Here is a 13,751-nt window from a genome sequence, read left to right as displayed (position 1 = left end):
CCGACCGCACCCACCCCCTCCAACCCACCCACCCCGCCTACGTCATCTACACCTCCGGCTCCACCGGCACCCCCAAGGGCGTCGTCGTCAGCCACCGCGGCGTGGTCAACTACCTGGCCTACCTCACCGACACCATCGGTCTGGAGCCGGACGACGTGGTCCTCAACCTGGCGTCGATCTCCTTCGACGCATCGGTCCGGGACCTATTCGGCCCGCTCACCATCGGCGGCACGGTCGTGCTGGTGCCGTCCGAGACGGCGCGGGACCACGACGCCCTGCTCGACGTCATCGCCGAGCAGAAGGTGACCGCCGTCCTGTCATTGGTGCCGTCCATGCTGAGTGCCCTCTCGGAGGCGGCGCGCACCCGCGGGAGGGAGCCGTCGCGCTGCCTGCGACTGGGCATGGTCAGCGGGGAGCGTCTGACCTGGCCGCAGGTCGACGCTGCGGCGGCGATCAGCCGGTCCTGGTACCTGGTCAACCAGTTCGGGCCGACCGAAGGCACGATGACCTCGACCTACCAGCCGGTCGGCAGCACACTGGCCAAGGACCAGGACATCCCGGTCGGCCGCCCGCTCGGCAACGTCCGCTGCTACGTCCTGGACGCGGATCTCCGCCCCGTCCCGGCAGGGGTCACCGGCGAGCTGTACCTCGCGGGCGCCGGCCTGGCCCGCGGCTATTTCCGGAAGCCGGCGCTCACCGCCGAACGCTTCGTGGCCTGCCCCTTCGGCGGCACCGGCGAGCGGATGTACCACACCGGCGACCTGGTGAAGTGGCGCGCGGACGGGACGCTCGACTTCCTCGGACGCACCGACCACCAGCTCAAGGTCCGCGGCGTCCGGGTCGAACTCGGCGAGATCGAGGCGACCCTGTTCCGGCACGAGGACGTCGCCCAAGCCGCGGTCGTCGCCCGCACCGACCGGTCCGGCGAGCAGCAGCTCGTCGCCTACGTGGTTCCGACCGCCACCGCCGCCGGGATCGACGGGATCGAACTGCGCCGCTACGTGGGCACGTTGGCGCCGAACCACCTCATCCCCGACGCCGTGGTCGTGCTGCCCGCGCTGCCCGTCACGCCGAACGGGAAGCTGGACCGCCGCGCGCTGCCCGCACCCGACTTCTCCGCCCTGGTGTCGACCCGCGGCCCGCGCACCGCCCAGGAGGCGGTCCTCTGCCGCGCCTTCGCCGAAGTCCTCGGACTGGACCACATCGGCATCGACGATTCCTTCTTCGACCTCGGCGGGCACTCCCTGCTCACCACACGACTGGCCAGCCGGATCCGCGACCTCCTCGGCGTCGACCTGGAGCTCCGCACCCTGTTCGAGACCCCCACCGTCGCCGGCCTCACCGAGCGGTTGGGCATGCCGGACTCGACGGCCGCCCTCGACGTCCTCCTGCCGCTGCGCCCGCGCGGCGACCGACCGCCCCTGTTCTGCGTGCACCCGGCGAGCGGACTGGCCTGGACGTACGCGGCGCTCCTCAGCTGCCTGGACAAGGACCAGCCGGTCTACGGCCTACAGACGCGCGGCATCCTCCACGCCGACCAGCGGCCGGCCTCCATCGAGGAGGTCGCGGAGGACTACATCGCGCAGCTGCGCGCGGTCCAGCCGACCGGGCCCTACCACCTACTCGGGTGGTCCCTCGGCGGACGGATCGCGCACACCATGGCCGCCCGTCTGCAGGCGGAGGGCGAGCAGGTCGCCCTGCTCGCCCTGCTGGACTCCTACCCGATGGCCGAAGGCCAACGGTTCGACCGCAGCGACCAGGAACTGATATCGGCGCTGTTCGGGGCCATCGGTGTCGAGGCGCCGCAGACGGCCGACGGGGCGCTGGACTACCCGATGATCCGGGAGACCATGCGCGCCGCCGGGCACCCACTCGCCGGACTGGACGACGGCCAGTTGGAGAGCCTGTTCAGTGCCATCCGGAACAACTTCGTCATCGACCGGGAGTCACCCACGACCAGCCGATTCCTCGGCGACGTGCTCTTCTTCACGGCGACCGTGGGCCGCCTGGCAGATTCGCCGACCGTCAACGCGTGGAGGCCGTACGTCACCGGACGGATCGTGGATCACCAGATCGATTGCCACCACGACCAGATGGGCGGGCTGCCGTGGCTTGCCGACATCGCTGCGGTCATCGAAAAGAACATGCTCCGATAGGTCCGGCGCCTTCCAGCTGTCCTACTCGTGCTTGAAGTTCGGCGGGTAGGTACCAGCCGTCGGTGGTGGATGTCATGTAGAGGCGGGCTTTGAGGCCGAGGAGGAGTCGGCGGCGGTGCTCTTGGTCGGCTTGGGTCCAGGCGTCGGCGAAGGTCTGGCCGGTCTCGACTTCCACCCAGGCGGAGGGGCGTTGGTGGGCCAGCCGGTTCATTCCGTGGCGGGTCAGGATCCGGCAGACCTCGGCGCCGGTCGTGGCCGTGGTGGGGTGCGGGGTGGTGCGGGGGGGCGGCTGGACCGGTCGCGAAGGCCTGTCCCGCCCTCTGCGCACCACCTGCGGACCCACTCGTGGGCAGTGGTGCGGGAGATTCCCACCTCGGCGGCCATGTGCGCGACCGGGCGTCCTGCCCGGACGCGTTCGATCAGGAGCCGCCTGCCGTGCACGGGCGGGCGGGCGTGTCGGCCCGTCTGCCGTGAACCCGCGATGATCGGAGGTGCTCGGGACCGGCCTCTGCCGCACGCCGGAGCGTCCCCGGATCAGCCAGCAGGAACCGCACCGTGGACGTCGGACAGCCCGGCGCCGCCGACCCGCACCGCAAGCGGGATCTCGAAGTGCACGGTGGCCATGCCCGGCCCGTGCTCTCCGGTCGGCCGGGCGTCGAAGACCTCCTCGGCGACCCGCCGCCAGAACGGCTCGGCGCCCGGGACGTCGGCGTTGGTGTGCAGGTAGCTGCGGTCGTAGCCGCCTTCGTCCGCGGCGAACGCGCAGGCGAGGTCGACCGTCCGGCGGGCCGGCCCGTGGCGGCGGTACGCAGCCCGGACGCAGACGCGCAGCAACTGGTCGGTGGGCCCGGGCGGGTAGCGCTCGGCGAGGTGCCGGGGGTGCGGCGGATGGGCCGGCCCGGCGGAGTTGAACGCGGTGGCGCCGACCACCTCGCCGTCCAGGACGGCCACCACCAGCGCGTGCCGGACCTGGCAACCGAGGACCTGGTGACGGTTCATGAGCCCGCACTCTACATGAAAACCATTTCCATCCAACTTATTGAAAACGACAACGAGTGCAGATAAGTTCGCCCCCGGCGCCGGATGATCCGGCGCACCGAGAGGGGGCCACGTGGCACATCTGCTGGTTGTCGAGAGCTGGGTCGGCTCCATGGGCCGGCTGCCGCCGAGGGCCGTCGCCGACCGGGGCCACCGCTTCACCTTCCTCACCCGCGACCTGGACCACTACCTGCGCTCGACCGCGCCCGGCGAGGGCCCGCACCCACTGCTCACGGCCGAGAACGTCCTCACCGCCGAGACCAACGACCCGTCGACCCTGCTGCCGTACGTCGAGCGCCTGCACGCCGCCCTGGAGTTCGACGGGGCGGTCTCCTCCTGCGACTACTACCTGCCGACGGTCGCCGCGGTGGCCGAGCACCTGGGCCTACCGGGCCCTCGCGCCGACGCCGTGCTGGCCGCCTGCCGCAAGGACCTCACCCGCGACCGGCTCGCGGCGGCCGGCATCCCCGGTCCGCGCTTCGCGCTCTGCCGCGGCCTCGCCGAGGCGCTCGCCGCCGCCCGGGAGATCGGCTACCCGCTGGTCGTGAAGCCCGTCGACCTGTGCGCCGGGATGTACGTCCGCCAGGTCGCCGACGAACGCGAACTCTCCGACGCCCACCTGGCGTTGGCCGATTTCCCGGTGAACGCGCGGGGTCAGCGCCGGGAGCCTTCCGTCCTGCTGGAGGAACTGCTCACCGGCCGCGAGGTGAGCGTGGAGACGGTCTCCTTCGACGGCGAGGTCCGGGTCATCGGCGTGACCGGCAAGACCATCGGCGGCGCACCCGCCTTCGTCGAGACCGGCCATCTCTTCCCCGCCGACCTCGAACCCGCTCCGGCCGAGGCCGCCGCCGACACCGCCGTCGCCGCGCTCAAGGCGCTCGGGCTCGACCAGGTGGTGGCCCAGACCGAGCTCAAGCTGACGCCGCACGGCCCACGGATCGTCGAGGTCAACCCGCGACCGGCCGGCAACCGGATCACCGAACTGGTCCGCCGGGTCACCGGCGTCGACCTCGCCGCCGCCTGCGTGGACGTCGCACTCGGCCGCCGGCCCGAGCTGACGCCGCGTCGCACCGACGCGGCCAGCGCGGCCATCGCCTTCCTCCTGCCCGACCGGGACGGCCGGCTGACCGCCGTCGACGGCGCCGACACCGTACGCCGGGACCCCGCCGTGGTCGAACTGGCGCTCGCCGCCCCGGGCCGCGAGGTCCGCCGGGCGGTCAGCAACAACGAGTACCTGGGCCACGTGATGACCATCGACCCGGACGGAAGCCGGGCCGACCGCACCGCAGAACACCTGCGGTCGCAGCTGACGCCCTGTTACGAACAGCGCTCGGCGGTCCCGGCATGACCCACTTCGACGAACTCACGGCCAAGCCGTACCCGTTCTTCTGGCTCGACGGCGGCCCGGGCACCGTCCACCGCTACGGCGGTGCGCGATGACCGCTCCCGCGCTCGCCCACCCCGCCAACCCCGACCTGCTGCCACTGCTCGGCCGCACGCCGCTGGCCCGGATCCGCACCCCACTCCCTCTTCCCCAGCCGGGCTTCTGGGCGAAGCTGGAGTGTCTGGGTGCGGGCGGGATGAAGGCGCGCTCGGCCGTGGCGATGCTGCGCGGAGCCCACGCGCGCGGCGAACTGCACCCCGGCGGAACGGTCGTGGAGTCCACCTCGGGCACCCTCGGGGTCGGCCTCGCCTTCGCCGGGCAGGCCCTGGGCCACCCGGTGATCCTGGTCGGCGACGCCGAACTGGAGCCGTCGATGCGGCAGTTGCTCCACTCGTACGGCGCGGACCTGGAGATCGTCGACCGCCCGGCCCGCGAGGGCGGCTGGCAGGCGGCCCGGCTGGCGCGGCTGCACGAGGTGCTGGACCGGCTGCCCTCCGCCTACTGGCCCGACCAGTACAACAACCCCGACAACGCCGTCGGCTACCACGCCATGGCCCAGGAGCTGATCAGTGAGATCGACGAGTTGGACGTCCTGGTGTGCAGTGTGGGCACCGGCGGGCACAGTGCCGGGTTGGTCGAGCCGCTGCGCCGTCGCTGGCCCGGACTTCGGGTGATCGGCGTCGACTCGATCGGCTCGGCGATCTTCGGCCAGCCCGCCCGTTCGCGGCTGATGCGCGGGCTCGGCAGCAGCATCCACCCGCGCAACGTCGCCTACCGGGCCTTCGACGAGGTCCACTGGGTCGGCCCGGCCGAGGCCGTGGATTCCTGCCGCCGACTCGCCAAGGGCTGCTTCGTCAGCGGTGGTTGGAGCACCGGCGCGGTCGCCCTGGTCGCCGCCTGGGCGGCCCGCACCGACGCCGGCGCGACCGTGGCCACCGTCTTCCCCGACGGGCCGCACCGCTATCTCGGCAGCATCTACGACGACGCGTACTGCCGCACCCATGGTCTCGACCCCGGCCGTGCCGCCCCGCACCCCCTGGAGATCCCGCACCCCGACGCCGTCGAGGTCACCGGCTGGGCCCGCTGCCGTACCGTCGTCGACCCGCTGGAGGTGCGGCCGTGAAGCTGGAGACCCGTACCGGGCGGCTGCACCTGGCCGAACCGCTGCGAATATCGCGCTCCGTGATGGCGGCCCGCGACGCCGTCGTGCTCACCGTCCGCCGCGGTGGGCTGAGCAGCTCCGGCGAGGTCGTCAGCAGCGAGTACCTCCGGCTGCCGACCGAGGTGATCCTGCGGCAGGTCGAGGCGGTCCGACCGCGGATCGAGACACAGCCCAGCCCTGAGCAGGCCCTCGACCGCCTCCGGGACGACGCTCGGATGTTCCCCGAGCTGTCGCCCGGGGTGCCGGCGGCCGTGGAGGCGGCGCTGCTCGACGTGGTGGGCAAGCGCTCCGGCGTGCCGGTGCACCAGTTGCTCGGCGCACCCGCCGCCCCGGCGGCCGCCACCGCCCGCACCATCGGCATCACCGACCCGGTACGGGCTGCCGCTCAGGCGGCGCGCCTCGCGGCGGCCGGGTTCACCGTGCTCAAGGTCAAGGCAGGCGCCGCCGACCCGGCCGAGGACCTGGCCCGCGTCGAAGCAGTCCGGGTCGGCGCACCCGACGCCCGGCTGCTGCTCGACCCGAACGGCGCCTGGACACCCGCTACGGCGAAGGCCCTGCTCCCGCTCTTCGCCGACCTCGGCGTGGAGGCGGTCGAGCAGCCCATCGCCCCCGGTAGCCCGGACGCGCTCGCCGACCTCGCCCAGTCCTCGCCGCTGCCGATCGTCGCGGACGAGGACGCCGTCGGCCACCAGGACGCCGTCCGGCTGGCCGGCCGGGTGCACGGCGTGAACATCAAGCTCGCCAAGTGCGGCGGGGTGACGGCGGCCCTGCGGATCTGCGAGGCCCTGCACGGCACCGGTACCGGGATCATGCTCGGCTGCCTGACCGCCAGCTCGCTCGGCATCGCGCCGGCCGTCCACCTCGCCGACCGGGCCCGCTGGGTCGACCTGGACGGGCACCTGCTGCTCTCCCACGACCCCTGGGAGGGCATCGGCGGGCAGGACGGCACCGTCCGCGCACCCGACCGGGCCGGTCTCGGCGTGCTCCCCGCGCCCGCCCCGGGAGGGGAGGCGTGAGGACCCTCCGCTCCGTCCGGGCCCTTCCGCCCGCCGTCCGGCTGCTGCTGGTCAACCAGCTGGGCGTCAACACCGGTTTCTACCTGCTGGTGCCCTACCTCGCCACCCACCTCGGGCAGGATCTGGGCCTTTCCGCGGCAGCAGTCGGCGTGGTGCTGGGCGTGCGCAACCTCAGCCAGCAGGGCCTGTTCCTCATCGGCGGCTCGGCTGCCGACCGGCTCGGAGCGCGCCGCGTCATCATCGCCGGCTGCGCGCTGCGCACCCTCGGGTTCGCGCTCTTCGCGCTCGGCGACGGGCTCGCCGTGCTGATCGCGGCGTCGGTGCTCAGTGGGCTGGCCGGGGCGCTGTTCAACCCCGCCGTCCGGACCTTTCTCGCGCAGGAGGCGGGCGACGAACGACGAGCCGAGGCGTTCGCGCTGTTCAACGTGTTCGCGACCACCGGCGCACTGATCGGCCCGCTGCTCGGCACCGTCCTGCTGCTGGTCGACTTCCGCGCCGCCGCACTCACGGCGGCCGGTGTCTTCGCCCTGCTGACCGTGGCCCAGGCACTGGCGCTGCCCGCGCGGCCGGTCCCGCAGGCGGACACCGCGGTTCTCCGCGACTGGCGGGAGGTGGCCGGCGACCGGCGGTTCAGGGCCTTCGCCCTCGCCCTGGTCGGCATGTACGCCTTGGAGAGCCAGCTCTACCTGCTGCTCCCCGACCAGGCCCGGCGCGCCACCGGCTGGGACGGCGCGGTCAGCCTGCTCTTCCTGACCAGCACCCTCGCCAACCTGACCCTCCAACTGCGCATCACCCGCCGCCTCCAGGCATCCGGCAGCCGGGGCCGCTGGATCGCCACCGGGCTCCTGCTGATGGGCCTCGCCTTCCTCCCGCCGCTGCTGGACGACGGCCTGCCCGCGCTGCTGCTGACCGTACTGCTGCTGCACCTCGGCGTCATGACGGCGCAGCCGTTCGTCATGGAGCTGATCCCCGCCTTCGGACGCCCGGATCTCACCGGCACCTACTACGGCCTGTTCTACGTCGTCTCCGGGCTGGCCGCCGCCCTGGGCAACGCGGCGGTGGGCCGCGCGATGGACACCGTCGGCTGGGCGCCGTGGATGCTGTGCTGCGCGATCGGCCTGGCCGGCGCGGCCGCCGTCGCCGCCCTCCAGCGCACCCGGCTGCTGCCGGCCCCCGCAACCGGGGCCGTACCCGATACAGCCCCGTCCGTCACCGAGCCCAGCGAACCGAGTGGATCCCGATGACCAGTGGCAACCTGCTGACCGACACCCCCGAGCTGTACGAGCTGCGCTTCCCCGACCCCGACCGGCTGGCCGCCCGCTGGACCGAGTCCGTCCTGCGCTCGTACGGCGCCGGACCCCACGTCCTCGACATCGGCTGCGGCACCGGCCGCGACGCCGCCTGGCTGCACCACCGGGCCGGGCGGCGGGTGACCGGGCTCGACACCTCCGAGGCGATGCTCGCGCACGCCCGCGCCCGGCACCCCGGGCCGGAGTATCTGCGCGCCGACATGCGGGAGTTCACCCTCGGCCGGCGCTTCGACGCCGCGATCTGCCTGGACAGCGCGCTGCTCTACTGCCACACCAACGCCGACCTCGACGCCTTCCTCGACCGCTGCCGCCGACACCTGCGCCCCGGTGGCCTGTTGGTCGCCGAGATGCGCAACGGCGCGTTCTTCCTCGGCCGCACCGAACTGCTGGACGCCCCGCGCACCGACACCGTCATCCGCGGCGGCGTCACCCACACCTCCCGCACCACCCTGCGGATCGACCGCGCCGCCCAACTCCTGCGCCGCTCCCGCACCTGGACCGCCGACGACGGCTCGCCGCCCATCGAGCAGCGCTCCGCCTGGCGGCTGCTGTTCCCCCAGGAGCTGCGCCACCTCCTGGCCGCCCACGGCTTCGAGGTCCTCGCCCTCTACGACCGGCCCGGCCCGCGTACCGAACCCGCCTGGGCCGAGGGCGATCTCCCCGCCGACACGGCAGACGCCGACCGGCTCCACCTGGTCGCCCGCCTCACCGCACCGGACGCCCTCGTAGCACCGAACGGCCTCACCGCACCGGACGCCCTCGTAGCACCGAACGGCCTCACCGCACCGGACGCCCTCACCGCACCGAACGAAACGAGCAGACCGTGAACACCCCCTCCCGCAGAACCGTCCTCCTCGCCACGGGTGCCACCGCGCTCTCCCTGACCGCCACCGGCTGCGGCAGCAGCCCGAAGAACGCGAGCAGCGACGCCGCCGACCCGAAACAGGGCGGCCGGCTGCGCGCCGCGTTCGCCGGGGGCGGCAGCAACGAGACCCTCGACCCGCACCTCGCCAACCTGTTCGTCGACGCCGCCCGCGCCAAGGCGCTCTTCGACAAGCTCGCCGACTACGGCTCCGACCTCGCCGCCGTACCCCGCCTCGCCGAGAGCTGGGAGCCCAACGCGGCGCTGGACACCTGGACGGTCAAGCTCCGCAAGGCCGCCTTCCACGACGGCCGCCCGGTCACCGCCGAGGACGTGCTCTACAGCTACCGCCGGATCGCCGACCCCAAGCGCGCCTTCCGTGCCAAGGCCTCGCTGGAGCCCGTCGACCTCACCGCCAGCCGCGCCGTCGACGCCGCCACCGTCGAATTCAGGCTCAAGCGGCCGTACGCCGAATTCCCCAACGTGCTGGCCGCGTTCGGCGCGTACATCGTCCCGGAGGACGCCGACGCCTTCACCGAGCCGGTCGGCTCCGGGCCGTTCGCCTTCGTCTCCTTCAAGCCCGGCAGCTCGCTGCTGGTTCGGCGCAACCCCGACTACTGGGAGGGCGCCCCGCACCTGGACGAGCTGGAGTTCCTGATCGCCAACGAGGAGTCGGCCCGAGTCAGCGCCCTGCTCGGCGGACAGGCCGAGTACGCCCACGAGTTGAACCCGGCCACCGCCCGCACCCACGAGGGCAAGGGGAAGGTCGGGATCATCCGGCTCCGCAACAGCGCCATGCAGGGCTTCGTGATGAAGACCGACCGGCCGCCCTTCGACGACAAGCGGGTACGCCAGGCGTTCCTCCTGATCGCCGACCGCAAGGAGCTCGTCGACGGTGCGCTCTCCGGCGCCGGCGAGATCGGCAACGACCTGTTCGGCAAGGACTGCCAGTACTACCCGGCGGGCCTGCCGCAGCGTACCCAGGACCTGGAGAAGGCCAGGGCCCTGCTCCGCGAGGCCGGCGCCGAGAACCTCAAGGTCACCCTGGACACCTCCCCGGTCGCCGCCGGGTTCCTGGAGGCCGCCGGGATCTTCAAGGAGCAGGCCGCGAAGGCCGGGGTGACGGTCGAGGTCAAGGTCGGCAACAAGGACACCTACTGGAAGGACATCCTGGACGGCGGCACCTTCGCCTCCTACCGCTCCGGCGCGATGCCGATCGAGTCGCACCTCTCGCAGCGGCTGCTCACCAAGTCCACCACCAACGCCACGCACTGGAAGCAGGCCGACTTCGACGACCTCTACACCCAGGCCCAGGCCACCCGCGACCTCGCCGCCCGCACCGCCCTGTACGAGCGGATGCAGCGCCGGCTCCACGAGGAGGGCGGCTTCCTGATCTGGGGCTTCGCGGACTGGCTGGTGGCCACCGCGCCCACCGTGCGCGGCGTGGCCGAGGACGCGCCCGCCAACACCCTCGACTGGGCCCGCTTCGACCGAGTGTGGCTGGCGTGACTCCGCTCCGGTCCTGGGCCGGCCGCCGACTGCTCCTCGGGGTGGGGCAGTCGGCGGCCGTGCCCGCCCTGGTCTTCGTCCTCACCGAGGCGCTGCCCGGCGACGCGGCGGACGCCCTCGCCGGCGACGACCCGGACGCGCAGCGGATCGCCGTGATCCGCGCGGCCATGCGGCTCGACCGGCCGGCCTGGGAGCGGTTCCTCCACTGGAGCGGCGATCTGCTGACCGGCGACCTCGGCACCTCCCTGGTCAGCGGGCGGCCCGTGAGTTCCTTCCTCGCCGACGCCCTCGCGCCCACCCTCCTGCTCGCCGCCCTCACGCTCGCCCTGCTGGTCCCGCTGTCCCTCTCGCTCGGCGTGCTCGCCGCCCGGCGCGAGGGCGGCCCGCTCGACCGGCTGGTCAGCTCGACCACCCTCGCGGTGTACGCCGTACCGGAGTTCGCCCTCGGCGTGCTCCTCGTCACCGTGTTCGCCCTGCGACTCGGCTGGCTTCCGCCGACCGCGATCGGCGGGGTGTGGCAGCAGCCGGCCGTGCTGGTCCTGCCGGTGCTCGTCCTGCTCGCCCGCCCGGTCTGCTCGATCAGCCGACTGGTCCGCGCGGGCATGATCGAGGCGCTGGCCTCGCCGTACGTGGCGCAGGCCCGCCGCTACGGCCTCTCCGAAGCCCGGATTCGCTGGACGCACGCGCTGCCCAACGCCCTCGCCCCCGCCGCCCAGCAGTTGGCCCGCACCTGCGACTGGCTGCTGTGCGGAGTGATCGTGGTCGAGACGCTGTTCGTGATCCCCGGCCTCGGGACGGTGTTGCTGGACGCCGTGACGGCTCGCGACGTACCGGTGGTCCAGGGCCTGGCGGTCGTCTTCGGCCTGCTCACCGTCGTCCTCAACCTCGCCGCCGACCTGGCCGCCCGCCGGCTGGCCCCCCGCTCGGAGGTCGCCGCGTGAGAGCCCGCTTCGCCCTCGGCGTCGCCCTGATCGCCGTCCCGCTGCTGCTGGCCCTCCTCGGGCCGGTGCTCGCCGGCCCGGCGGGGCCGCGCGGGGTCTCGTTCCTGCCGGGCGACGGACACTGGCTGGGCACCGACTTCACCGGCCGGGACGTCTGGCGGCAGGTGCTGCTGGGCGGCCGCTCGGTCGTCCTGGTGGCGCTGGCCGCGACCGCGCTGACCTACGCCGCCGCCGTGCCGCTCGGCCTGGCAGCCGCGCTCACCGCGCGCGGCTGGCTGGAGGAACTGCTGATGCGGCCGCTCGACGTGGTGATCGCGGTGCCCTCGCTGGTCCTGGTGCTGATCAGTGCCGCCGTCCTCTCCCCCGGGTTCGTGGGCCTGAGCCTGCTCGTCGCGCTGGTGGCCGTCCCGGACGCGGCCCGGGTGGTGCACGCCGCGGCGGTGGAGACCGCCGCGCGCCCGGCCGTCGAGGCGATGCGGATGCACGGCGAGTCGTGGGCGCGGATCGCCCTGGGCTACACGGTCCGCTCGATGCACCGCACGCTGGCCGCCGACGCGGGCACCCGGCTGGTCGGCGCGCTCTACCTGGTCAGCACCGCCGCCTTCCTCGGCGTCGGAGTGCAGCCGGACGCGGCCGACTGGGCCGTGATGGTCGACCGCAACCGCCCCGGCATCGGCCTCCAGCCGTTCGCGGTCGTGGTCCCCGCCGCACTGATCGCCGCTCTCGCCATGGGCGCCAACCTGCTGCTCGACGCCGCCCTGCAGCGCGGCGGGAAGGAACGTACGCGATGACCGACCCACTGGTGACGGTGGACGGCCTGCGGGTCGAGGTGGCCGGCCGGCTGCTGGTGGACGGGGTGAGCCTGCGGGTCCACCCGGGGAAGGTGACCGCCCTCCTGGGCGCCTCGGGCAGTGGCAAGACCACCACCGGCCTGGCCCTGCTCGGCGAGTACCCCGACGGAGCCGTCGTCACCGGCAGGATCGAGGTCCCCACCGGCGCGGTCGGCTACATCCCCCAGCAGCCGGCCGCGGCGCTGAACCCGGCCCGCCGGGTCGGCGCACTGCTGCGCGACGTCGCCCGCCTGCGCGCAGGCGGCCCCGCCGACGTGCGCGAGGCCCTGCGCCGCGCCCAGTTGGACGACCCCGACGGGGTGTTGCGCCGGTATCCGCACCAGCTGTCGGGCGGGCAACAGCAGCGGGTGGTGCTGGCACAGGCACTGCTGCTCGGCGCCCGGGTCATCGTCGCCGATGAGCTGACGACGGGCCAGGACCCGCTGACGAAGCGCCGCATCGTCGACGAGCTCTCCTCTGTGGTCCGGCACGGCATCGGAGTCCTCCTGCTCAGCCATGACCTGGACGTGGTGCGGGAGTTGGCCGATGAGGTCGTGGTGCTGCGGGACGGCCGGGTGGTCGGGGCCGGACCCGCCGACCAGATCCTGCACGCGCACGAGGGCGGCCTGCTCCGGGCACCGGCCACGGCGCCGCCGCGCACGGCCGAACGGACGCGTCCCGTCCTTGTCGTCGAGGCCCTCGACGCCGCCCACCCCGGCGGTGTGCGGGTGCTGCACCGGATCGGCCTGGACGTCTCCCCCGGCGAGTGCCTGGCACTGCTCGGGCGCTCGGGCAGCGGGAAGACCACGCTGGGCCGCTGCGTCGCGGGCCTGCACAGCCGGCACCAGGGCGTGGTCAGCCTCGACGGCCGTCCGCTCGCACCGAGCCTCCGCGACCGCTCGCGGCACGACCTCGCCGCCGTGCAGTACGTGTTCCAGGACGCCCGCGCCTCCTTCGACGAGTACCGCCCGGTGCTGGACCAGGTGGCCCGCGCCGCCGTCCGCCTGCGAGGGACGAGCCGCGGCGAAGCCACGCGCCTCGCCCGGCAACTGCTCGTGGAACTCGGTCTCCCGGTGGCGTCGGCCGCCCGCCGACCCGCCGGACTGTCCGGCGGCGAATTGCAACGCGCAGCGCTGGCCAGGGCGTTGGCGGCGTCCCCCAGGGTGATGGTGTGCGACGAGATCACGTCCGGCCTGGACGTGCGGACCCGCTACGCGGTCCTCGACCTTCTCGCCGCATTGCGCGAACGGTCCGACCTGGCCCTCGTACTGATCACCCACGACCATGCCGCAGCTCGCGCGCTCGCGGACCGGGTCGTCGTGCTCGAGCACGGGCGCATCATCGACGAGGGCCCCACGGCCCGGGTACTCGGCGACGCCCGGCACGGCGCCACCCGACGGGAGCTGCCGTTCGGGGATCACGAGGAATCAGCCGTTGGAGGCTACCGAACGGGGGAGCACCAACGGAAGGCCTAGATGAATATGATTATCACCGCTACTCTGTCCCCGCTCCCCGCATGACGGTGAGCAGACAGGTCTTGCCG

At 73.4% G+C, this 13,751-nt stretch carries 11 protein-coding genes and 1 pseudogene; 10 read left to right on the top strand and 2 right to left on the bottom strand.

What is annotated here, in order from left to right; translation table 11 throughout:
- The coding region (locus ADK60_RS02525; protein WP_159400275.1) for an amino acid adenylation domain-containing protein at window positions 1-2,156 on the top strand (2,156 nt) is incomplete at its 5' end.
- Window positions 2,157-2,310: 154 nt separating this feature from the next.
- Here the strand turns inward: ADK60_RS02525 and ADK60_RS41420 are convergent.
- Window positions 2,311-2,639: pseudogene (locus ADK60_RS41420) on the bottom strand (helix-turn-helix domain-containing protein); the annotation flags it as partial.
- Window positions 2,640-2,690: 51 nt separating this feature from the next.
- Window positions 2,691-3,155 (bottom strand): GNAT family N-acetyltransferase, encoded by a 465-nt coding sequence (locus tag ADK60_RS02520; protein WP_053642846.1) that lies wholly within the window; start codon window positions 3,153-3,155, stop codon window positions 2,691-2,693.
- A 112-nt stretch (window positions 3,156-3,267) separates the two neighbouring features.
- Between ADK60_RS02520 and ADK60_RS02515 the strand changes: the two genes are divergently transcribed.
- The 9 genes from ADK60_RS02515 (at window position 3,268) to ADK60_RS02475 (ending at window position 13,683) form a co-directional block, all read left to right on the top strand.
- Entirely contained in the window at window positions 3,268-4,542 is a 1,275-nt protein-coding gene (locus ADK60_RS02515) for an ATP-grasp domain-containing protein (RefSeq protein ID WP_053642844.1), read from the top strand.
- Window positions 4,543-4,630: 88 nt separating this feature from the next.
- Window positions 4,631-5,701 (top strand): PLP-dependent cysteine synthase family protein, encoded by a 1,071-nt coding sequence (locus tag ADK60_RS02510; protein ID WP_053642842.1) that lies wholly within the window; start codon window positions 4,631-4,633, stop codon window positions 5,699-5,701.
- On the top strand, window positions 5,698-6,756 hold the full coding sequence (locus tag ADK60_RS02505) for a mandelate racemase/muconate lactonizing enzyme family protein (RefSeq protein ID WP_053642840.1): 1,059 nt from the start codon (window positions 5,698-5,700) through the stop codon (window positions 6,754-6,756). Before ADK60_RS02510 ends, ADK60_RS02505 begins: the two co-directional genes overlap by 4 nt.
- On the top strand, window positions 6,753-8,000 hold the full coding sequence (locus ADK60_RS02500) for an MFS transporter (RefSeq protein WP_053642838.1): 1,248 nt from the start codon (window positions 6,753-6,755) through the stop codon (window positions 7,998-8,000). The genes ADK60_RS02505 and ADK60_RS02500 overlap by 4 nt, the downstream gene beginning before the upstream one ends.
- Entirely contained in the window at window positions 7,997-8,893 is an 897-nt protein-coding gene (locus ADK60_RS02495) for a class I SAM-dependent methyltransferase (protein ID WP_079007983.1), read from the top strand. The genes ADK60_RS02500 and ADK60_RS02495 overlap by 4 nt, the downstream gene beginning before the upstream one ends.
- Window positions 8,890-10,437: an ABC transporter substrate-binding protein gene (locus ADK60_RS02490; RefSeq protein ID WP_053642836.1), complete on the top strand. Its 1,548-nt coding sequence runs from the start codon at window positions 8,890-8,892 to the stop codon at window positions 10,435-10,437. Before ADK60_RS02495 ends, ADK60_RS02490 begins: the two co-directional genes overlap by 4 nt.
- The gene (locus ADK60_RS02485; protein WP_053642834.1) at window positions 10,434-11,378 is read left to right on the top strand and encodes an ABC transporter permease; all 945 of its coding nucleotides are present in this window, start codon (window positions 10,434-10,436) and stop codon (window positions 11,376-11,378) included. Before ADK60_RS02490 ends, ADK60_RS02485 begins: the two co-directional genes overlap by 4 nt.
- On the top strand, window positions 11,375-12,169 hold the full coding sequence (locus tag ADK60_RS02480; protein ID WP_053642832.1) for an ABC transporter permease: 795 nt from the start codon (window positions 11,375-11,377) through the stop codon (window positions 12,167-12,169). The genes ADK60_RS02485 and ADK60_RS02480 overlap by 4 nt, the downstream gene beginning before the upstream one ends.
- On the top strand, window positions 12,166-13,683 hold the full coding sequence (locus tag ADK60_RS02475; protein ID WP_063783013.1) for an ABC transporter ATP-binding protein: 1,518 nt from the start codon (window positions 12,166-12,168) through the stop codon (window positions 13,681-13,683). Before ADK60_RS02480 ends, ADK60_RS02475 begins: the two co-directional genes overlap by 4 nt.
- Window positions 13,684-13,751 lie beyond the last annotated feature (68 nt).

Origin of the sequence: Streptomyces sp. XY431 (assembly GCF_001279805.1) — a bacterium.
Classification (GTDB): domain Bacteria; phylum Actinomycetota; class Actinomycetes; order Streptomycetales; family Streptomycetaceae; genus Kitasatospora; species Kitasatospora purpeofusca.
Note: the sequence above shows the minus strand (reverse complement) of the source record. Positions and strands in the feature narration are given on the sequence as shown.

Coding starts and splice junctions, on each gene's coding strand:
- ADK60_RS02520 (WP_053642846.1), bottom strand. CDS start 3,155: ATGAACCGTCACCAGGTCCTCGGTTGCCAGGTCCGGCACGCGCTGGTG.
- ADK60_RS02510 (WP_053642842.1), top strand. CDS start 4,631: ATGACCGCTCCCGCGCTCGCCCACCCCGCCAACCCCGACCTGCTGCCA.
- ADK60_RS02495 (WP_079007983.1), top strand. CDS start 7,997: ATGACCAGTGGCAACCTGCTGACCGACACCCCCGAGCTGTACGAGCTG.
- ADK60_RS02475 (WP_063783013.1), top strand. CDS start 12,166: ATGACCGACCCACTGGTGACGGTGGACGGCCTGCGGGTCGAGGTGGCC.